Origin of the sequence: Dactylosporangium sp. NPDC051541, from assembly GCF_044454505.1 — a bacterium.
In the GTDB taxonomy this organism is placed as follows: domain Bacteria; phylum Actinomycetota; class Actinomycetes; order Mycobacteriales; family Micromonosporaceae; genus Dactylosporangium.
Map to the genome: position 1 here is coordinate 420,613 of NZ_JBITDU010000002.1, position 20,084 is coordinate 440,696.

The 20,084-nt window shown below is 71.5% G+C and carries 19 protein-coding genes; 3 read left to right on the top strand and 16 right to left on the bottom strand.

Annotated features, from left to right (window positions below; translation table 11 throughout):
* Nucleotides 1-228: 228 nt before the first annotated feature.
* Nucleotides 229-627 carry an SRPBCC family protein gene (locus tag ACIA8L_RS09985; RefSeq protein WP_395902528.1) on the bottom strand — a complete coding sequence of 133 codons (399 nt, stop codon included), beginning with the start codon at nt 625-627 and terminating at the stop codon, nt 229-231.
* 66 nt (nt 628-693) lie between these two features.
* On the opposite strand from ACIA8L_RS09985, the gene ACIA8L_RS09990 reads away from it, so the two are divergent.
* Complete coding sequence (locus tag ACIA8L_RS09990; protein ID WP_395902530.1) at nt 694-1,884, top strand: cytochrome P450; 1,191 nt, start codon at nt 694-696, stop codon at nt 1,882-1,884.
* Nucleotides 1,885-2,264: 380 nt separating this feature from the next.
* Here the strand turns inward: ACIA8L_RS09990 and ACIA8L_RS09995 are convergent, their stop codons facing one another.
* The 4 genes from ACIA8L_RS09995 to ACIA8L_RS10010 all read right to left on the bottom strand — a co-directional run bounded on the left by ACIA8L_RS09995 (nt 2,265) and on the right by ACIA8L_RS10010 (nt 5,272).
* Nucleotides 2,265-2,861, bottom strand: a complete 597-nt coding sequence (locus tag ACIA8L_RS09995; protein ID WP_395902531.1) for a hypothetical protein — start codon at nt 2,859-2,861, stop codon at nt 2,265-2,267.
* Nucleotides 2,862-3,056: 195 nt separating this feature from the next.
* A complete protein-coding gene (locus tag ACIA8L_RS10000) occupies nt 3,057-3,413 on the bottom strand; it encodes a tetratricopeptide repeat protein (RefSeq protein WP_395902533.1) in 357 nt (118 codons plus the stop codon).
* Between the two features lie 36 nt (nt 3,414-3,449).
* Nucleotides 3,450-4,280 carry a lysophospholipase gene (locus ACIA8L_RS10005; protein ID WP_395902535.1) on the bottom strand — a complete coding sequence of 277 codons (831 nt, stop codon included), beginning with the start codon at nt 4,278-4,280 and terminating at the stop codon, nt 3,450-3,452.
* Nucleotides 4,281-4,885: 605 nt separating this feature from the next.
* Nucleotides 4,886-5,272, bottom strand: coding sequence for a VOC family protein (locus ACIA8L_RS10010; RefSeq protein ID WP_395902537.1), 387 nt, complete (start codon nt 5,270-5,272; stop codon nt 4,886-4,888).
* Between the two features lie 50 nt (nt 5,273-5,322).
* Here ACIA8L_RS10010 and ACIA8L_RS10015 point away from each other — a divergent pair, with 50 nt between their 5' ends.
* On the top strand, nt 5,323-7,977 hold the full coding sequence (locus ACIA8L_RS10015) for a hypothetical protein (protein WP_395902538.1): 2,655 nt from the start codon (nt 5,323-5,325) through the stop codon (nt 7,975-7,977).
* A gap of 2 nt (nt 7,978-7,979) precedes the next feature.
* On the opposite strand, the gene ACIA8L_RS10020 is transcribed toward ACIA8L_RS10015, so the two are convergent.
* The 3 genes from ACIA8L_RS10020 to ACIA8L_RS10030 all read right to left on the bottom strand — a co-directional run bounded on the left by ACIA8L_RS10020 (nt 7,980) and on the right by ACIA8L_RS10030 (nt 9,628).
* Complete coding sequence (locus tag ACIA8L_RS10020) at nt 7,980-8,396, bottom strand: hypothetical protein (RefSeq protein WP_395902539.1); 417 nt, start codon at nt 8,394-8,396, stop codon at nt 7,980-7,982.
* A gap of 139 nt (nt 8,397-8,535) precedes the next feature.
* Nucleotides 8,536-9,135 carry a hypothetical protein gene (locus ACIA8L_RS10025; RefSeq protein WP_395902541.1) on the bottom strand — a complete coding sequence of 200 codons (600 nt, stop codon included), beginning with the start codon at nt 9,133-9,135 and terminating at the stop codon, nt 8,536-8,538.
* 4 nt (nt 9,136-9,139) lie between these two features.
* Nucleotides 9,140-9,628, bottom strand: coding sequence for a GNAT family N-acetyltransferase (locus tag ACIA8L_RS10030; protein ID WP_395902543.1), 489 nt, complete (start codon nt 9,626-9,628; stop codon nt 9,140-9,142).
* Between the two features lie 96 nt (nt 9,629-9,724).
* Here ACIA8L_RS10030 and ACIA8L_RS10035 point away from each other — a divergent pair, with 96 nt between their 5' ends.
* Entirely contained in the window at nt 9,725-10,987 is a 1,263-nt protein-coding gene (locus tag ACIA8L_RS10035; protein ID WP_395902545.1) for an NAD(P)/FAD-dependent oxidoreductase, read from the top strand.
* Between the two features lie 51 nt (nt 10,988-11,038).
* Here the strand turns inward: ACIA8L_RS10035 and ACIA8L_RS10040 are convergent, their stop codons facing one another.
* The 8 genes from ACIA8L_RS10040 to ACIA8L_RS10075 all read right to left on the bottom strand — a co-directional run bounded on the left by ACIA8L_RS10040 (nt 11,039) and on the right by ACIA8L_RS10075 (nt 19,990).
* Nucleotides 11,039-11,629 carry a hypothetical protein gene (locus ACIA8L_RS10040; protein WP_395902546.1) on the bottom strand — a complete coding sequence of 197 codons (591 nt, stop codon included), beginning with the start codon at nt 11,627-11,629 and terminating at the stop codon, nt 11,039-11,041.
* A gap of 99 nt (nt 11,630-11,728) precedes the next feature.
* Nucleotides 11,729-13,213 carry an L-arabinose isomerase gene (gene araA, locus ACIA8L_RS10045; RefSeq protein WP_395902548.1) on the bottom strand — a complete coding sequence of 495 codons (1,485 nt, stop codon included), beginning with the start codon at nt 13,211-13,213 and terminating at the stop codon, nt 11,729-11,731.
* On the bottom strand, nt 13,210-13,869 hold the full coding sequence (locus ACIA8L_RS10050) for an L-ribulose-5-phosphate 4-epimerase (protein WP_395902550.1): 660 nt from the start codon (nt 13,867-13,869) through the stop codon (nt 13,210-13,212). Before ACIA8L_RS10050 ends, araA begins: the two co-directional genes overlap by 4 nt.
* The gene (locus ACIA8L_RS10055) at nt 13,866-15,479 is read right to left on the bottom strand and encodes a ribulokinase (protein WP_395902552.1); all 1,614 of its coding nucleotides are present in this window, start codon (nt 15,477-15,479) and stop codon (nt 13,866-13,868) included. Before ACIA8L_RS10055 ends, ACIA8L_RS10050 begins: the two co-directional genes overlap by 4 nt.
* Nucleotides 15,476-16,480: a galactofuranose ABC transporter, permease protein YjfF gene (yjfF, locus tag ACIA8L_RS10060; protein ID WP_395902553.1), complete on the bottom strand. Its 1,005-nt coding sequence runs from the start codon at nt 16,478-16,480 to the stop codon at nt 15,476-15,478. Before yjfF ends, ACIA8L_RS10055 begins: the two co-directional genes overlap by 4 nt.
* Nucleotides 16,477-17,502 carry an ABC transporter permease gene (locus ACIA8L_RS10065; RefSeq protein WP_395902555.1) on the bottom strand — a complete coding sequence of 342 codons (1,026 nt, stop codon included), beginning with the start codon at nt 17,500-17,502 and terminating at the stop codon, nt 16,477-16,479. Before ACIA8L_RS10065 ends, yjfF begins: the two co-directional genes overlap by 4 nt.
* Nucleotides 17,499-19,001, bottom strand: coding sequence for a sugar ABC transporter ATP-binding protein (locus tag ACIA8L_RS10070; protein WP_395902557.1), 1,503 nt, complete (start codon nt 18,999-19,001; stop codon nt 17,499-17,501). The genes ACIA8L_RS10065 and ACIA8L_RS10070 overlap by 4 nt, the downstream gene beginning before the upstream one ends.
* Before the next feature lie 17 nt (nt 19,002-19,018).
* The gene (locus ACIA8L_RS10075; RefSeq protein ID WP_395902559.1) at nt 19,019-19,990 is read right to left on the bottom strand and encodes an ABC transporter substrate-binding protein; all 972 of its coding nucleotides are present in this window, start codon (nt 19,988-19,990) and stop codon (nt 19,019-19,021) included.
* Between the last annotated feature and the right edge of the window lie 94 nt (nt 19,991-20,084).

Consider the following 20,084-nt stretch of genomic DNA (forward strand, 5'->3'; position numbering starts at 1 on the left):
AGCCGCCGTGCCGCCGTGCCGCCGTGCCGCCGTGCCGCCGTGCCGCCGTGCCGCCGTGCCGCCGTGCCGCCGTGCCGCCGTGCCGCCGTGCCGCCGTGCCGCCGACGGATTGTGGCCCCGCGTGTCTTGGGTGGTCCAGTGTCACCGCGCTCGAACCAGCTGGCCTCGTCGTCGTGTCGAAGTGGCCGGCGGGCCGTCGTGCTGGCGGCGGGCTCGCGCGCTCGTACGCTAGCGGGCCTCGACGATGCGTTTCAAGGCCTCCAGGTCGGCCAGGACCAGGCCGGTGTCGCGGGTGAAGTCAGCGTCGGACATGCCGGGCTGGCGGCGGAGGGTGAAGACGAGTTCGCTGCCCTCGTCGTGCGGGATGACGCGGAACGGGTTGTGGAAGACCTCGCCGGTCGGGAGGTGGACGTCGTGGTCCAGGACGCCGAGGGCGTTGGCCGGGGCGAAGGTGAGTTCGATGCGGTCGGTACCCGAGATCGCCCACCAGCGGTCGCCGTCGCGCTCGACCGCGGAGCACAGGCCGGGCGCCCACTCCGGCAGGCGGGCCGGATCTACGGCGTACTCGTAAACCTCGGCCGGGGTTCGCCGAATGTGGACGCTGATGTGCCTCGACTCGGTCGCCACGCCGATCATGCTGCCACGAACGTGTTCGTGATGCCCGGCCCCCCGCCGATTCGTTACCGTTGATGTGTGACGACGCCGCTACAGTTCACGCAGGAATTTTGGAACAACCCCCATCCCGTGTACGCGCAGTTGCGGCAGGAATCGCCCGTGCGCCCGGTGACCTTGCCCAACGGCGCCGAGATCTGGCTCGTCACCCGGTACGCGGACTGCAAGGCGGCGCTGGCCGATCCACGCCTGTCGAAGCGGCAGGGTGCCGGCGACAACGCCCGGTCCCTGACGGAGCCGGTGCGTTCGCCGCTGACCAGGCACCTGCTCGCGAACGATCCGCCCGATCACACCCGGTTGCGACGGCTGGTGTCCAGGGAGTTCACGGCCCGGCGGGTCGAGGAGCTGCGGCCGCGCGTCGGCGAGCTCAGTGCGGCGCTGATCGAGTCACTGCGGGTGAGGGGTCACACCGCGGAGCTGGTCGAGGACTATGCGGTACACCTGCCGATTCAGGTGATCTGCGAACTCCTCGGAGTGCCGATCGAGGACCAGGCCGACTTCCGCCGGTGGACGTCGGTGATGGTGTCGGCGTCCGCGGCGGCCGGCGGTGCGGGCGTGGCGGAGGCGGCGGGCGCGTTCGTCGGGTACCTGCTCGGGCTCATCGAACGCAAGCGGGCGGCGCCGGCGGGTGACCTGCTCAGCGCGCTGATCGCGACCCGCGACGAGGGCGACCGGCTCGACGAGGACGAGCTGACGTCGATGGCGTTCCTGCTGCTGCTCGCCGGGCACGAGACGACCGTGAACCTGATCGGCAGCGGGATGTACACGCTGTTGACTCACCGTGACGTGCTGCAGCGCCTGCGGACGGAGCCGGGGCTGATTCCGGCCGCGGTGGAGGAGTTCCTGCGACTGGAGTCACCGGTGGAGACGGCCACCTCACGGACCGCGACGGAGCCGGTCACCTACGGCGGCGTGACGATCCCGGCCGGCGCCATGGTCGCCATCTCGCTCCTGGCGGCCGACCGCGACCCGGAGCGGTTCCCGTCGCCGGACTCGATCGATCTGCAGCGGCCGGAGAACCAGCACCTGGCGTTCGGGTACGGCATCCACTACTGCCTGGGCGCGCCGCTGGCCCGGCTCGAGGCGCAGATCGCGTTCACGGACCTGCTGGGCGCGTTCCCCGACATGCGGCTGGCGGTGCCGCCGGACCAGGTCGACTGGCGGCCGGGCACCCTGATCCGCGGCCCCGCGGCGCTGCCGGTCACGCTCTGACACCGGCTTCGCACTCAGAAACCAGCCTCGCACCCAGAGACCGGCCTCGCACTCAGAGGCCGGTGCTCGTCTACGCGCCGAGCGAGCCGGCCGGGCTGCCCCCTCCGCTGCTGGCTCATATGGCCGTGGCGGTGGGCGGCGGCTTGTCCGACCTCGGCCTCGCACCCGGAGATCGGCGGCCGTGAGCGGGCCGTAGCTCGTCAGCGCGGCGAGCGGTCCAGCGGCCAGGGGGCCGGCGAGCGGTCCAGCGGCCAGGGGGCCGGCGGGCGGACGCGCCAGGCTCGCCTGTCCGCTGCCGGCTCACGCGGCCTGGTGATGGGCGGCGGCAGTCAGTCGGTGGGTCAGACCCCGGCGGGAGGTGCTCACACACATCATCTCTGTCAGTCGGGCATGTGGCCGCCGGCGCCCAGGAAGAACGCCGCGATGCCGAGGACCGCGACGACCAGGGCGGCCAGCTTCGTGAAGCGGCCCGTCGGGTCGGCGACGGTGACGTTGAACCAGCCGCGGGGGTCCTTGCGGACCCGGACCGTCTCGCCGACCTTCGGCTCCGTGTCGAGGAACCGCAGGCGGCCGAGGTTCTCGCCGGTGCCGCGTTCGGAGACCTGGTACGCCGGGAAGCGGTGCTCCGACACCTTGCTCACCGCGCGCACGACCTGCGTCACCTGCGCGTCGGTGGGTACGCCCTCGCGCGACATGTACACCGGCAGGACGAGCAGCGCGCCGATCACCGAGGCGAAGCTCAGCACCAGCAGCATCACGACCCGGTTGCCGGCGGCGTGGTCCGGGGCGCCGAGACGGTACAGCAGGTAGCCGGGCACGGCCGCGAACAGCGACAGCCCGATGCCGACGGCCAGCCAGGTGAAGCTGGGCCCGCCGGCCAGGACGCCGGTGACGATGACGAAGGCCGTCGTCACGACAAGGGCGACCAGCGAACGCCAGATCCCCTTGAACAGTGCGCGCCACGGATAGTGCCTCACGAGTGGCCACCGTAGGCGATCACCCCGGCGAGCGCTGCCCCCGGGTTGCCATCAATTTCCGCGGCCCCGGACAACCGCCGATCAGAGCGCCCGTACGACGTACACAAACCGCGGACACGGCGCCGCCGGCAGACCGTGCCCGCAACCCGTCCGGCCGCCGCCGTGCAGCCCGAAACCGCGGGCACGCCGCCGCGGTCAGAGCGTGCCGGCGACCCGTTCAGCCGCTGTCGTGTAGTCCGGGACCGCGGACATCGCGGCGGCCAGGCGGAGGTACGGCAGGGCCTCGCGGGGGCGGTTCTGGCGTTCGAGGGTCCGGCCCAGCAGGTGGCACGCGTAGTGGTCGCTCGGGTCGCGGTCCACCAGCGAGCGCAGGTGCGACTCGGCCCGGTTGAGCTGGGCGGAGGCGAAGTAGGCGCGGGCCAGCCACAGCCGTACCTCGGCGTTGCTCGGCTCCTCGTCCAGGACGGTCGACAGGATCTTGGCGGCCTCGATGGGGTCACCGGCGTCGAAGTAGAGGACTCCCCTGCGGTACTCGGCGATCACGTCGTTCATGGGAAGCACCAACGCGTACGCGGTACAGAAAAGTCCCTAATGTTTCTGCAACCATCCGATCAGGTCGGCGAGCACCTGGTCCTGCTCCGGTTCGTTGTAGACCTCGTGGTGCAGGCCCTCGTAGACGTGCAGGGTCAGGTCGGTCGAGCTCGCGCGCTCGGCGATCATGCGGCTGGACTCGGCGTCGACCAGGCCGTCCTCGGAGCCGTGCAGGACCAGGGTCGGCAGCCGCAACTCCGGCAGGCGGCGCTGGAAGACCGTCATCTGCGTGAGCATGGCGCCGCCCAGGCCGGCCGGGACCTTGCCGTGGTGCACGAGCGGGTCGGCGTCGTACTTCGCGACCACCGCCGGATCCTTCGAGATCAACACGGAGGGTAGCGACTGCACCGGCGCGCTGGGAGCGATCCGGCCGAGGACCTTCGCGACGGCGATCGCGGGCTTGGGAATGCCCTTGCCGGGCAGCACGGGCGTGCCGGACAGCACGAGCCCGCGCAGCCCGGCCTGGTTGTCCAGCGCGTACGCGAGCGCGATCATGGCCCCCATACTGTGCCCGATCAGGAACGGCGCCGGCCCCGGATGCCGCTCCCGCACCTCCTGGAACAGCAGATCCAGATCCCGGGTGTACTCCGCGATGCTGCGCGCCAGCAGGCGTTTCCCTTCGGATCGGCCGTGGCCGCGGTGATCGGGGGCATACACGGCGAGCCCGATGTCACCGAGCCGCCGCACCACGTGGTCATAGCGCCGCGCGTGCTCGCCCATGCCGTGGGACAGCACCACGACCCCGGTCACATCGGAGTCCGGCAGCCATACGTCGTACACAATCCGTACACCGCCACCGCCGGTGAGGGCTCGCTCATCGCGCTGCATGGCAGCATGGTCCGCCGCCGCACCCCGCTCCGCAAGCACGCCACCGCGAACCCGGGCAACGAACCACCACGAACCCGGGCAACGAACTCGTCACCGTCCGCGCCACGCCCATCACACGGCCATTGGGCAGAACAGCGGCCGCCGGGCAGAACAGCGGCCGCCGGACCCAGTACAGGCGTGTCCCCCGCATTCGCACGGCCGGCGCGGCAAGCACCACAAGCGGCCCAAGTCACACAACTCGACCTTCACCGGCAACAGCGGTCGCTATCCGGCCGAAGTCCCAGCCGTCGCAATCCGGACTCCCGCACAACGCGACGGGCCCACGGCTTCAGCGACAACACCCGCGGCTCAGAGCAGCCCCAAGCGCACTCAGGGGCCCAGCACGCAGCGCAAAGGCCTGACCGGCGAGCGAACCCACGCCCCGGTGCGACCGGCACGGATCAGCCGGGCACGGCCCGGGCGGGGACGTCCGGCGATCGCAATCCGGATATCCCAGCCCCGTCGCGGCGGCGCGCAAGAGCGCGCGGGGGACGGACCGCGCCGGCCGAAGGGAAGGCAACCGAACGTGTTCGGCGCGTGGGTCAGCGCTGGCCGTGCGCGCCAGGTTACGCTGCGCGTTCGGCGGCCGATCGTTCAATGCAGAACTCGTTGCCCTCGGGATCGGCGACGAGAACCCAGCCGGTACCGTCTGGTCGTCGGAAATCGTCGACTTGAGAGGCGCCCAGGGCAAGCACGCGTTGTACCTCCTCGTCGCGGGTCGCGTCCAGCGGCTGCACGTCGAAGTGCACGCGGTTCTTCACGCTCTTGGGCTCGGGGACGCGGATGAACAGCAGGCCGGCGGAGCCGTCCGGGGCGAGGATGAGCGCCTGATCATGCGTAGGCAGGTTGGGATCGTTGGGCGCCTCCTGGTAGCCGGTGACCGCACTCCAGAAGAGGGACAAGCGGTACGGATCGGCGCAGTCAATCGTGATGTGCCTGATGCGGACGGTCATTGCGTCAAGGTATATGTGACAAGGGTGTTGCCGCTGAAGGGAGCGCAAGGTTGCTGACAGCTGGCCCGGCGTGGACGGCTCCGGCCGACGGCACGCAGACGACGACGCCACGCGACGACCAGGTCACCGCTCCCGGCGCGACCGGATCACCGCCGTCCGGGGCCTCCCCCGGTGCGGCCGCCCTACCCGTGGCGAACTCGCCGGCCGGGCCGGGACCGCAGCCGACCGGTCCGCCGGCAGCCTCGCCCGCCGGGCCAGGTCAGCAGCCGACCGGCTCACCGGCGAACTCGCCGGCCGGGCCGAGTCCGCAGCCAACCGGCGGCTCACCGGCCGGCTCGCCCGGCGGGCCAGGACGGCAGCCGACCGGCTCACCGGCCTGGGCGTCGGCCACGACACCGGGGCCGCTGCTGGCCGGCGCCGAGGAGGTGCTCGTCCTCACCGGCCGCGCCGATCTCGCGTTCGCCGAGGCGTGCCTGCGCCAGGCCCGGGCCGGCGGGGCCCGGACCACCGTCGTGTTCGACGGCCGGGGCGAGGCGACGCTCGGTGACGGTACCGCCGCCATGCGCGACGTCCTGCCCGTGCCCGTCATGTGCCGCTCCGGCGGTGCGTTCCGGGCCCGGGTCGTGATCGCGGCGTCGGCGGGCGGGGCCACGGTGTCGATCGGCTCCGGCGATGCCACGCCCGCCGGGTGGGGGCGCGACGCGGAGGTGTGGACGCATCTGACCGCGGACGGGGCGACGACGCCGACGCTGATCACGGACCTCGCGGACTGGCTGCGGCGGCTGCCGGAGCTGCTGTGGATCGAACCCGTCGGGGTCGAGCGGCTCGAGGCGGTCGCGGCGCTGCTGGCCGCGCGGCCGCACGGTGCCGAGGCCGACGAGCCGCTGCTGCTCGTCAACGACCAGGTGCCGATCGTGGAGCAGCTGCCGTTCGCGACCGGGGCGGACCGGCTCGGGGTCGCGGCGAACGCGTTCGATCCGGCCGGGCGGGCGTTCGCGGAGATCGCGCGGGCGGTGCGGGCGCTGCAGGTGCGGCTGCTGGTGCCGGCGGGCGTGCGCTGCGACGTGGCCGGGCTGACGGCCGTGCTCGACGAGGTCGGCGGGTTCGACGAGACCGGCGAGGTGCTCGTGCAGACGCCGGCCGACGGGCGGTACACCCAGGCCGGGATTCTCGAATGGTGGACCGGGGACGCCGGGGTGCTCGTCACCGGGAGCCTGGAGTGCACGCCGGAGTCACTGCTGGTGACGAGCGCCGACCCCGGTGGCCACGTCGAGCTGGCGCTGCTGCAGGAAGTGACGGCGTCGTTGCTGGACGTTCCGGCCGCCCGCGACGTCGCCCTGGACGAGCCCGCGCTGCGGAGCCGGACCCCGGAAGGGGCACCGGCCGCGGTCAGCCGGGTGCTCGCGGTGCGGCTGCACGCCGACCGCGTCGAAGCGCACCTGGTCGCGGCCGGGTCGACGGCGCCCGACGGGCTCGTCGCCACCGTCGGTGAGACGTCGGTGAAGCTGCCGTGGACGGGGGCGCAGGGGCGCCTGCACACGTACGTGGCCGAAGGGGTCACGCTCAGTGGCCGGGCGGCGCAGATCCGGGCCGCGGACGGGACCCAGTTCGGCACCGCGGTCGTCAGCGACGTCGCCGTGGCCGTGACCCGGTACAGCCACCCGTCTCCGCTGGAGTTCCGCGACCTGGCGAACGTGTTCGGTGACGCCGATGACCTCGAGGGCCTGTTCGCCGCGGTCTCGCAGCTCGCGTCCGGGCGCACCCCGCGGTACGGGACGGCGGCCGCCGAGCGCCGCGCGGCCGAGGAGGAGCGGCTCCGCGGCGTGGTCGGACCGGCACTGCTGGACTTCGCGTTCGGCCGGTCGCTCGTCGACGCCGGCGGTGAGCTCGCGATCGCGGTCGCCGGGATGGACCCGGGGCAGATCGAACGGCTGCGCCAGCAGGTGCTGCGCCTCGGCGGGGCGGCGTCGGGCTGGCCGCTGCCGGCCCGGCTGGCGGCGTTCCGGATCGTGCTCGTCCTGGCCGGGGCCGGGCTGTGGCCGGCCCCGCAGGACTGGACGCCGCTGCTCGCGGCCGGTCTCGACGCGTTGATCGCCGCCGACGACGAGGCGTTCGCCGGTGAGCAGGCCGCGCTCGCGACCGTGGGCATCGCGGCGGTACACCATGGGCATCTGCTGTCGCCGTTGGGCGGCTTCGAGGACCTGCGCGCGCAGGTCCGGCTCGATCAGACACCACCGGAGGAGCTTGTGGGGCAATACGCGGAGGGCCTGGCCGGCGACGTGCTGGGCACCGAGTTCCAGGCCGCGGGGATCGCCGCGGACGCCGGGGAGCTGCTGGTGCGCTCCGCGTTCGACGAGGCGGTCGACGCCATTCCGGAGTCGGTGGGTACGGTCCAGCGCTCCGACAGCGGCGGCGTGCTGGTCGACACCTCGAAGGACCCGCGCCGCACGACGCTGCTCGTCCTGGACCTGCTCCGCGACTTCCCGGACACGCACGTCACCGTCCGTGGCGGCGCCGGCACCGAGACGCACGGCTGGTGGAACGGCCGCCGGCTGGTGCTGCTGTCGCCGTTCGGCGGCCGGTGGCGCGGGTCGCTGTGGCCGGGCCTGATGACGGGCATCGCCATGTACGCGAAGGGCGCCGCCCCGCTGCCGGCGGCCGCCCGCACCTGGATCACCGAGGTCGCGGAGATGCCCGAGAACTGAGGTCAGGCCCGGGTCAGCGGGCCCTCGGCGACCGCGGTGCTGAGGTCCTTCGGCTGGGCGTACCAGCTGAAGCCGGCCTTGCCACCGTTCAGCCGCAGCGCCACCACGCCGGTCGTGACGCAGCCGGGGGTGCGCTCGTTGCGGGTGATCTGCTCGGAGAAGTAGGCGGTCGCCGGCTCCACGTGTTGCAGGGTCAGGGTGCCACCGCAGCGCAGGTCCGGGTAGTCGACGGTCGCGGCCGAACCGATCTCGCCGTCGCGGACCGTGATGACGACGTCGTAGTCCTCGCCGGTGTTCGACTGGTGCAGCCGGCCCTTCCACGTGCCGACGAGGCCGGTGATCGCGTCCGGGCCGGTTCTCGTCAGGGTGGCGACCAGGGCGCCGGGCTGGTAGTCCGGGGTGCGGCCCGCGTAGCGCAAGCATCTGCCCGGGGCGACGACGACCGGGACGCGACGAGGTAGACGACCACCTCGATGGCCAGGACGACCACCAGCGCGACGACGGCGATCGGAATCCACCGGCGAGACGGCCGCGGCGAAGGCGGATGCATGCCGGTCCTCAGCTGGCGACGGCGGTGAACGTGTACCAGCCGCCGCCGAGCGGGCTGAAGTGCGCGTAGTCGAACTCGGCGGTGTCGAGCTCGGCGGTCGGGCCGGCCGGCAGGTAGGCGAAGCCGGCGTCGCCGATCAGGCTGGTGCCGTGGATCTCGTAGAGGAACGCGCCGCCCGGCACCCAGGCCGCCCGCGTGATCCGGTAGGTGCCGACCGTGCCCGGCGCCGTGAACTCCCGCGCGGGACTGCCCGCCGCCGGGATCGGGTGGCCGGCCACGACCGCGGCGAACGCGGGCCGGCTCGCCAGCCAGCGCAGCTGCAGCGGCAGGCCCGGGACGAGCAGGGCCATGGTGAGCGCGAAGACGGCCGAGCCGAGCACGAACCAGAGCGGCAACTCCCGGCGCACGACGGCGATGGTCGACGTGCACACCACCCAGGCGAAGGCCGCGGCGAAGGCGCCGACGGTCAGGCCGATCCAGCGGACTTCCGGCTCGCCCGGATAGGTCGCCGTGAGCAGGGCGAGACCGGCCACGCCGGCCACGGGCACATGCAACGCCACAATGAACAGCTTCAGCACGGAGTTGCTGTCGACGACCGACGGAACCATGCGGTCAGTGTTCCAGGTCGAGCTCGAACCGGCGGCCCGCCTTCCCGCCGACCTCGGCCGGGCCGACGAAGACGAACCCGGCCTTGAGCAACACCTTCTGCGAGGCGATGTTGCGCTCGGACGTGCCGGCCCGCAGGGTGCGCAGCCCGTGCCGGTCGGCGGCCAGCCGGGTCAGCTCCCGGACCGTGGCCGTCGCGACTCCCTGCCCGGCGGCGTGTTCGGCGACCCGGTAACCGAGGTCGGCCGTCGCACTGTCGAGGTAGTACAGGTTGAACCGGCCCAGCACGGCACCGTCCTCGTCGACGAGCACGTAGCAGGCGCACCGCCCGGCGTCCTGCTCGTCCAGCAGCTCCGCGAAATGCAACGGGAACCGGTCGAAGAAGTCGTCGCCGCGGTCGGCGATCGAGGCGGCGAAATACTCGCGGTTGGCCACCTCGAAGGCCAGGACGGCCGGGGCGTGATCGGCGCGCAGCGGCTCCAGAGAAGAAAGCACAGCCGAGCCTACATGGGGAGAGGTGTCCGGTAGGCGGCTCAAGCAGCGGGCAGAAGTACGCAGACGGGCGGAGCCGGCCCGAGCACGCTGCACAGCATGAAGCAGAACGCAGTCGTCCTCGGCGGCAGCGTCGCCGGGCTCCTCGCGGCGGCGGCCCTGGCGCCGCGCTACGACAGCATCGACATCATCGAGCGGGACGTCCTGCCGGAGGGGCCCGAGGCCCGCCGCGGTGCGCCCCAAGGGCGGCACGTGCACGCGATGCTGCCCCGCGGGCTGCAGGCGATGGAGCGCCTGCTGCCCGGGATCACCGACCGCCTCGTCGCCGCCGGCGGCCTGCGCGGGGACGTGCTCGGCCATGCCCGCTGGTACCTCAACGGGCTGATGCTGCGCCAGAGCGACCTCGGGTTGACCGCGGTCACCGCGAGCCGGCCGCTGATCGAGCACACGATCCGGGCCGCGGTCCGGGAGTTGCCGAACGTCACCATCAGCGACGGGTACGACATCGTCGGGCTGAGCCCGAAGCATAACGTGCACATCACGAGCCGCCACGGCGGCGGGTCGCGGGTCGTGCCGGGATCGCTGGTCGTCGACGCGACCGGGCGCGGGTCGCGGATGCCGCAGTGGCTGGAGGCGTTCGGGTGCCCGCCGCCGGAGCAGGAGGTGGTGCCGATCGACGTCCGGTATTCGTCGCGCATCTTCGAAGGGGATCTGCTCGGCGACGACCTGGTCGTCATCACCGCCCGCTACCCGGGCCGCAAGCGCAGCTCCGTCATGCAGTGCCTCGAGGGCAACCGGGTCCTCGTCACCCTGGCCGGGGTGCACGGGGAGCGGCCGCCGACCGACCTGGAAGGCTTCGCCGAGTACGCCGGGAGCCTCGCCGTGCCGGACACGGCGAAGGTCATCGCGGCCGGCACCCCGGTCGGGGAGGCGGTGCCGTACCACTTCCCGGCGTACGTCCGCCGCCGCTACGAGCGCCGGGAGCTCCCGCCCGGCCTGCTCGTCATCGGCGACGCCGCATGCGCCTTCAATCCCGTCTACGGGCAGGGCATGTCGACCGCGGCGATGTCCGCCGAGCTGCTCCTGGACGACGTCGACCCGCAGCACTTCCACGCCGCGCAGGCGCAGCTGCACGAGGCCCCGTGGACCCTGGCCGTCGGCGCCGACCTGGCCCTCGACGCGACGGACGGAAGTGCAACAACAGAAGGACCGGCGGCAATGGTACGGCGGCTGCAGCTGGCCGCGGTCGAGGACGCCGAACTGGCCGCGGCGTTCATCCGCGTCACGTCCCTCGTGGACTCCCCGCGGGCCCTCGCCGAGCCGTGGATCGCCGAACGCCTCCAGCAGGTGCGCGGCGGCTGAGCCGGACGGCGCCGCCCCGGTCCCGCGCGACCGGGCCGGGGCGGCGTCCCGTCACGGCAGGACGGTGCAGCTGACGGCGAGGTCGTCGGCGTTGACGATGGAGAGGTGCTCACCGCCGGTGAGCACCATCCGGATGTAGACGTTGCGGTCCGCGGCCGGGGCCCAGCTGGCGGTCCGGATCTGCCGCCAGGTCGAGTTGTAGGGGTCGTGCAGGCGCGACGAGCCCTTGGCGAGGTAGGTCCAGCCGGCCGCCTGCAGCACCTCCAGCTGCATGACGGTGTCGATCCCGTCGTACAGCTCGGCCCGGACGTACATGGTGGCGACGCACGACCGCGCGCCGACCGGGGTCTCGAACGGGCGGCCCAGCGAGACCCAGGCGTCCGGGTTGTACTCCGTGAACATCCGCACGGAGTGGGTGCCCGTGCGCGCCTGTGCCCCGTTGTCGGAGACGTAGGCATCGGTGCAGCTGTAGTAGAAATTGCAGGTGAGGAAGCCATACCCGTCCAGGTCCCACTGCGACCCGAAGAGCTCCAGGTCGTCGCGGACCAGCCAGGTGGAGGCGTGCGCGGTGCCGGCGGTGCCCAGCAGGACTGCCACGGTGGTGACCACCGCGACGATCAACCGTCGTAACAAGGGCTTCATGGCGGCGGACCCTAAGGTGCCGCCCGACACGCGGCAAGGCGCTGCCGGGCGGCACCGGCGCGACCCGGTGCCGCACTTGAAAGTTACCGACGCACTTGGTCAGAACCCGCGGGCCAGGCGGTAGTAGGCCGCGTTCCAGCGGACCTCCTTGGCGAACTGCCGGGTGGTGGTGTCGGCGTCGATGACGAGCAGTTCGGTGCCGACCATCTCGGCCAGGTCGTGCAGCTCCTCGACACCGACGGCCGAGGACATGACCGTGTGGTGCGGTCCGCCGGCGGTCAGCCACGACTCCGCGGACGTGGCCAGGTCGGGGGCGGGTTTCCACACGGCCCGGGCGACGGGCAGCTTCGGCAGGGGCGCGGTCGGCGGCACCACTTCGATCTCGTTGGCCACGAGGCGGAACCGCTCGCCCAGGTCGGCCAGGCCGAGGACGACGGCGGGGCCGGGGGCGGCGTCGAACACGAGCCGGACCGGGTCCTCGCGGCCGCCGATGCCGAGCGGGTGGATCTCGCACGACGGGGTGCCGGCCGCGATCGACGGGCACACCTCGAGCATGTGGGCGCCGAGGATGACCTCGTTGCCGGGCGTCAGGTCGTAGGTGTAGTCCTCCATGAACGAGGTACCCCCGCCGGGCACCATCGCTTTGAGGGTGCGCACGAGGACGGAGGTCTTCCAGTCGCCCTCGCCGCCGAAGCCGTAGCCGTCGGCCATGAGGCGCTGCACGGCCAGGCCCGGCAGCTGCCGCAGCCCGCCGAGGTCCTCGAAGTTGGTCGTGAACGCCTTGTAGCCGCCGGCGTCGAGGAAGCCGCGCAGGCCGAGCTCGATGCGGGCCGCGTAGCGCAGCGACTCCGAACGCTCGCCGAGCAGCGCGCCGCTGACCTGATAGGTGTCGGCGTACTCCTTGACGAGCTTGTCGACGTCGGCGTCCGCAGCGGCGTCGACGGCCGCGACGAGGTCGTTGACGCCGTAGGTGTTGACGGAGACGCCGAAGCGCAGCTGGGCCTCGACCTTGTCGCCCTCGGTGACGGCCACGTCGCGCATGTTGTCGCCGAAGCGGACCAGCTTCAGGGAGCGCATCTCGGCGTAGCCGGCGGCGGCCCGGGCCCAGGCGCCGATCCGCTGCGCGACCCGCGGGTCGCTGACGTGCCCGGCGACGGTCTTGCGGGCGACGCCGAGGCGGGACTGGATGTAGCCGAACTCGCGGTCGCCGTGCGCGGCCTGGTTGAGGTTCATGAAGTCCATGTCGATGTCGGCCCACGGCAGCGCGACGTTGGACTGGGTGTGCAGGTGCAGCAGCGGCGTGCGCAGCGCGTCGAGGCCGGCGATCCACATCTTGGCCGGGGAGAACGTGTGCATCCAGGCGACGATCCCGACGACGCCGGGGTCGGCGTTCGCCTCGAGGCACACCTTGAGGATGTCGCCGGCGGAGGTGAGGACCGGCTTCCACACCACCCGCGGGCCGAGCGCCGGCGACTCGTCGAGGGCCGCGGCGATCTGGCGCGACTGCGACGCCACCTGCTCCAGGGTCTCCGGCCCGTAGAGCCCCTGGCTGCCGGTGAGGAACCAAATCTCGTGCGTCGTCATCGTGCGCCCTTCTGGCCGTAAACGTTCTGGTAGCGGTCGTACAGCGAGTCGACGGCCTCGGCGGGCAGCCGCTCCACGGGGCCGAGCTGGCGGGCGAGGTGCATGGTGCGGGCCACGTCCTCGCACATCACCGCCGCCTTGACGGCGGCCTTGGCGTTCTTCCCGATCGTGAACGGGCCGTGCCGATCCATCAGTACCGCCGGCGACCTGTGCCCTCGCAACGTCTCGACGATGCCCCGGCCGATCGCGTCGGAGCCGATGAGGGCGAACGGCCCGACCGGGATGTCGCCGCCGAACTCGTCGCCCATCGCGGTGATGGAGCACGGGATCGGCTCACCGCGGGCGGCCCACGCGGTCGCGTAGGGGCTGTGGGTGTGCACGACCCCGCCGACCTCGGGCATGTGCCGGTAGACGTAGGCGTGGGCCTCGGTGTCCGACGACGGCGCGTGCTCGCCCTCGACGAGCTTGCCCTCGAGGTCGCAGATCACCATGTCGGCCGGGGTGAGGTCGTCGTAGCTGACCCCGGACGGCTTGATGACCAGGAGGTCCTCCCCGGGCACCCGGGCCGAGACGTTGCCCGACGTCCACGTGACCAGGCCCCAGCGGATGAGCTCGGCGTGGAGGGCGCAGACCTCCTCACGAAGACGGTCGATCACCGCGCGACCTCTTCGCGCAGTGTCCGCAGCCGGTGCAGCACGTCGTTGGTGCCCCTTCCGAAGTAGTCGTGCAAGGTCCGATATTCCGCGTACAGCCGGTCGTAGACGTCGGCGGCGGACGCGTCCGGCACGTACACGTCGCGCTCGACCCGGCCCATCGCCTCGGCCGCCGCGCGGATGTCCGGGTAGACCCCGGCGGCGACGGCCGCGTGCATGGCCGAGCCGAGCGCCGGGCCCTGCTCCGAGCCGATGACGGAGATCGGGCGGCGCAGGACGTCGGCGTAGACCTGCATCAGGAAGCGGTTCTTCAGCAGTCCCCCGGCCGCGATGAACTCGGTGACGGGGACGCCGGAGGACTCGAGGGCCTCGATGATGGTGCGGGTGCCGAACGCGGTCGCCTCGACCAGGGCGCGGTAGACGTCCTCGGGCCGGGTGTGCAGGGTCTGCCCGACGATGACCCCGGACAGGCCGTGGTCGACGAGGACCGAGCGGTTGCCGTTGTGCCAGTCGAGGGCGACCAGGCCGTGCTGGCCGGGTCGCTGGGCCGCGGCCCGCTCCGTGAGCTCGTCGTGGGTCAGCGCGCCGCCGAGGAGGGTCTCGACGTACCAGGCGAAGATGTCGCCGACGCCGGACTGGCCGGCCTCGTAGCCCCACAGGCCGGGGATGATCCCGTCCTGGACGACCCCGCACATGCCGGGCACGTCGGCGAGGTCGGCGCCGCTCATCACGTGGCACGTCGAGGTGCCCATGATGGCGACCAGCTGGCCCGGTTCGACGGCCTTGGCGGCGGGCGCGGTGACGTGGGCGTCGACGTTGCCGACGGCGACCGCGATCCCGGCCGGCAGGCCCGTCCAGCCGGCGGCCTCCTCGGTCAGCGACCCGGCCCGGCCGCCGAGCGGGGCCAGGGGTCCGTCCACCTTGGACACCCAGTCGCCGAACGCCGGGTGCAGGGCCTCCAGGAACGCCTTCGACGGGTAGGCCCCGTCCTGGTAGACGCCCTTGTAGCCGGCCAGGCCGACCATCCGCGTCTCCACGCCGCACAGCCGCCACACGATCCAGTCGGTGGCCTCGATGAACCGCTCGGCCCGGGCGTAGATGTCCGGCGCCTCCTCGATCACCTGCAGCGCCTTCGCGAGCTGCCACTCCGAGGAGAGTTTCCCGCCGTACCGCGCGATCCACGGCTCACCGCGCTCGTGGGCGAGGGCGTTGATCCGGTCCGCCTGGCCCTGGGCGGCGTGGTGCTTCCACAGCTTCGGGTAGGCGTGCCGCTCGTCCGGGAGCACGTCGGACAGCGGGGTGCCGTCGGCCAGGGTCGGCAGGAACGTGCAGGCGGTGAAGTCGGTGGCGATGCCGACGACGTCGGCCGGGTCGATCCCGGCCGCGGCCACGGCCTGCGGGACCGCGGTGCGCAGCACGTCGACCCAGTCGGCCGGGATCTGCAGGGCCCAGTGGGGCGGGAGGGGGTCCCCGGTGGCCGGCAGGGTGCGTTCGACGGCACCGTGCCGGTACTCGTGGACGGCCGTGGCGACCTCGGCCCCGTCGCCGGTCCGCACGACGACGGCCCGCCCGGACAGGGTGCCGAAGTCGACGCCGACTGTGTATTGCGTCATGTGCTACTCCGCGCGGTCTTTTTCCTGGTCACCGTCCGCTGCAGGACGATGAAGACGAACAGCAGCGTGCCGATGAAGATCTTGGTCCACCAGGAGCTGAGGGTGCCCTGGAACGTGATGATGCTCTGGATGAGGCCGAGGACCCCGACGCCGAGGACGGTCCCGAGGACGAACCCGGAGCCGCCGGTCAGCACCGTGCCGCCGATGACGACGGCCGCGATCGCGTCGAGCTCCATGCCCAGGGCGTTGAGCCCGTAGCCGGAAGGCGTATAAAAGGTCAGCAGGATGCCGCCGAGTGCGGAGCACAGGCCGCTGATGGTGTAGACGGCGATCTTCGTGCGCCCCACCGGCAGGCCCATGAGCAGCGCCGACTGCTGGTTGCCGCCGAGGGCGTAGATGTTGCGGCCGAGGCGGGTGTAGGCCAGGACGTAGGCGGCGGCGATGACGACCGCGGCCGAGATGACGACGCTCCAGCCGATGTGGAAGCCGCCGAAGCGCAGCTTGTCCGAGGCGATGGTGTTCCAGGTCTCGTTCGTGATGGGGATCGAGTCGGTGCTGATGACGTAGCAGGTGCCGCGGGCGAGGAACATGCCGGCCAGGGTCGCGATGAACGGCTGGATGTCGAAGAAGTGGATGATCGCCCCCATGCCGAGGCCGATGATGGCACCCACCGCGAGCACAGCCAGTACCACCAGACCGGGGTTGACGCCCTTCTCCAGCAGCGTCGCCGCGATCATCGTGGACAGCGCCACGACGGCCCCGACGGACAGGTCGATGCCGCCGGTGAGGATCACGAACGTCATGCCGACCGCGACGACGAGCAGGAACGCGTTGTCGATGAAGATGTTCAGCACGACCTGGGTGTCGTCGAAGCCCTCGTAGCGCACGACGCCGACGCTGTACATGATCAGCAGGAGGATGCCGGTGGCCAGGACCGGCTTGCGCAGCCAGTTGGCGGCGGTCCGGCCGATCGAGCGGCCCGGGGTGTCCACAGTGGTCATGCGCCGACCTGCACCTTCTCGTCGGCCCGCGCCGCCACCGGGACGGGACGGCGGCGCTGGAACATGGCCCGGAACTTCGGCGACTGCGCGAGGCACAGCACGATCACGACGATCGCCTTGAAGAGCAGCGTGACTTCCGGGGGTACCCCCACCGTGTAGATGGTGATGTCGAGCGTCTTGATGATGACGGCGCCGAGCACGGTACCCGCGATGGAGAAGCGGCCGCCGGACAGCGACGTGCCGCCGAGGACGACGGCGAGGATGGCGTCGAGCTCGATCAGCAGGCCGGCGTTGTTGCCGTCGGCACTGGAGACGTTGGAGCTGATCATCAGCCCGGCGATCGCGGAGCACACCGCGGCGAAGACGTAGACGCCGAGGATGAGCCAGCGGGCCTTGATGCCGGCCAGCCGGGACGCCTCCGCGTTGCCGCCGACGGCCTCCAGGAGCATGCCGAGCGCGGAGCGGCGCACGAGCACGACCGCGAGGACGACGACGGCGGCCGCGATGAGCACGCTCAGCGGCAGCGACAGCCAGTAGCCGGCGCCGATCATCTTGTAGGGCCCGGAGTTGACGGTGATGATCTGCCCGTCGGTGATCAGCTGGGCCAGCCCGCGCCCGGCGACCATGAGGATCAGCGTCGCGATGATCGGCTGGATGCCGATGCCGGCGACGAGGAACCCGTTCCACACGCCGAGGACGAGGGCCAGGGCGATCGCGATGCCGACGGCGCCGAGCACCCCGGCCACGCTGCCCTGGTCGCCGAGGTCGCTGATGCGCAGGCAGGCGATCGCGCCCGCGATGGCGACGACGGCGCCGACGGACAGGTCGATGCCGCCGGTGGCGATGACGAGCGTCATCCCGAGCGCGACCAGCGCCAGGGGCGCGGAGTTGCGCAGGATGTCGATGACGCTGCCGTAGAGGTGGCCCTCGCGGACCTCGATGTTGAAGAACGTGTGCGTGTGGATGACGTTGGTGATCAGCAGGATCACGAGCACGGCGATCGGCCAGATGAAGCGCTTCACGCGGTGACACCCCCCTCGGCGATGGCCGCCATGAGCCGGTCGGTGTCGACATCATCGGTGTTGGGCAGCTCGCTGACCACCTTGCGGTCGCGCAGCACGGCGATCTTGTGGCTGAGCCGGAGCACCTCTTCGAGCTCGGCCGAGATGAACAGCACGGCCATGCCCCCGTCGGAGAGCTCGGTGACCAGCCGCTGGATCTCGGCCTTGGCGCCGACGTCGATGCCGCGGGTGGGCTCGTCGAGGATGAGCAGCCGCGGCTCGGTGATCAGCCAGCGGGCCAGGAGCACCTTCTGCTGGTTGCCGCCGGAGAGGTTGCGCACCGGCAGGTCCGGGTTGGCCGGGCGGATGTCGAGCGCCTTGATGTACTTGTCGACGAGCTCGTCCTTGCGCTGCTTGGACAGCGGCCGGGTCCAGCCGCGGGCCGCCTGCAGCGCCAGCACGATGTTGTCGCGGACCGACAGCTCCTCGACGAGGCCCTCGGCGCGGCGGTTCTCGGAGCAGAACGCGATGTCGTGCTCCATCGCCGCGCGCGGGCCGTGCATCGCGACCGGCTTGCCGTCGACCGCGATCGTGCCGCTGTCGGCCTTGTCGGCGCCGAAGAACAAGCGGGCGGCTTCGGTACGGCCGGAGCCGAGCAGTCCCGCGAGCCCGACGACCTCACCCTTGTGGATCGTCAGGCTGAACGGGGCGATCGCGCCGGTCCGGCCCAGGTTCTCCGCCTCGACCACGGGCTCGGCATGGTCCAGGCGCCGCTTCGGCTGGTCCTCCAGGCGCTCGAGGATCGCCAGCTCCTTGCCGATCATGAGGCTGACCAGCTCCAGCTGCGGCAGGTCGGCGACGACGTGCTCACCGACCAGGCGGCCGTTGCGCAGGATCGTCATCCGGTCGCAGATCTCGTAGACCTGGTCGAGGAAGTGCGAGACGAACAGGATCGCCATGCCCTGGCTCTTGAGCTGGCGCATGACCCGGAACAGCTGGGTCACCTCGCCGGCGTCGAGGCTGGAGGTGGGCTCGTCCAGGACGAGGACCTTCGCCTCGACGTCGATGGCCCGGGCGATGGCGACCATCTGCTGCACGGCGATCGAGTATTCGGCCAGCGGCGCGGAGACGTCGAGGTCGAGCTCGAGGCGGTGCAGCAGGTCGGTGGCCCGCCGGCGCATGGTGCCCCAGCGGATGTGGCCGAAGGTGCGCGGCTCCCGGCCGATGAAGACGTTCTCGGCGACCGAGAGGTTGGGGCAGAGGTTGACCTCCTGATAGACCGTGCTGATGCCGGCCTGGGTGGCTTGCAGCGGCCCGGTAAAGCTCACCGGGGCCCCGTCGAGGACGATCTCGCCCGCGTCGTTGCTGTAGACACCCGTGAGCACCTTGATCAAGGTTGACTTCCCGGCGCCGTTCTCGCCCATGAGGGCGTGGACCTCGCCTGGCAACAGGCGGAAGTCCACGTCCTGCAGGGCCATGACACCCGGGAACTGCTTGGTGATGCCGGTCATGGTCAGCATGGTTCAGTCAGGCTCTTTTAGTATTTGCGGTCCGGGAGGGCGGCCTTCGCCTGCTCCTGCGTGAAGGTGGTCTCCACGGTGAGGATGCGGGGCTCGACCGTCTCGCCCTTGACGACCTTCTTGGCCAGGTCCATGAGCTGGGGCCCGAGCAGCGGGCTGCACTCGACGATGTAGTTGATCTTGCCGACGGACAGGGCGGTCATGCCGTCCTTGACCGCGTCGACCGTGATGATCTTGATGTCGACGCCCGGCTTCTTGCCGGCCGCCTCGATCGCCTCGATGGCGCCCAGGCCCATGTCGTCGTTGTGCGCGTAGAGCACGTCGATCTTCGGGTTGGCCTTCAGGAAGGCCTCCATGACCTCCTTGCCCTTGGCCCGCGTGAAGTCACCGGTCTGCGAGGCGATGATCTTCAGGTTGGGCGAGCCCTTGATCGCGTCGGCGAAGCCCGACTTGCGGTCGTTGGCCGGCGCCGAACCCGTCGTGCCCTGCAGCTCGACGATGTTCACCGGGTCGGTCTTGCCCTGGTACTCCTTGACCAGCCACTCGCCGGCCTTCTTGCCCTCGAGCACGAAGTCCGAGCCGAGGAAGGTCTTGTACAGCGTCGTGTCCTTGGAGTCCACGGCGCGGTCGGTCAGGATGACCGGGATCTTCGCGTCCTTGGCCTCCTTGAGCACCGTGTCCCAGCCGGACTCCACGACCGGCGAGAACGCGATGACGTCGACCTTCTGCGCGATGTAGCTGCGAATGGCCTTGATCTGGTTTTCCTGCTTCTGCTGCGCGTCGTTGAACTTCAGGTCGATGCCCGCGGCGGTCGCGGCGTCCTGGATCGACTTGGTGTTCGCAGTGCGCCAGCCACTCTCGGCGCCGACCTGCGCGAAGCCCATGGTGATCTTGCCATCGTCCTTGGCGGCCCCCGGTGACGAGGAGTCGCTGGCATTCTCCCCGCCGCACGCGCCGAGCGCGCCGACCAGGAGCACGCTGCCAAGCACAGCAGCGGACCATCTCTTCAGCACTGCGTCTGTCCCTTCGGAGATGCGTGAACGTTCACAACGAAAAGCCCATGGCCACACGCCTGGGGTGTCG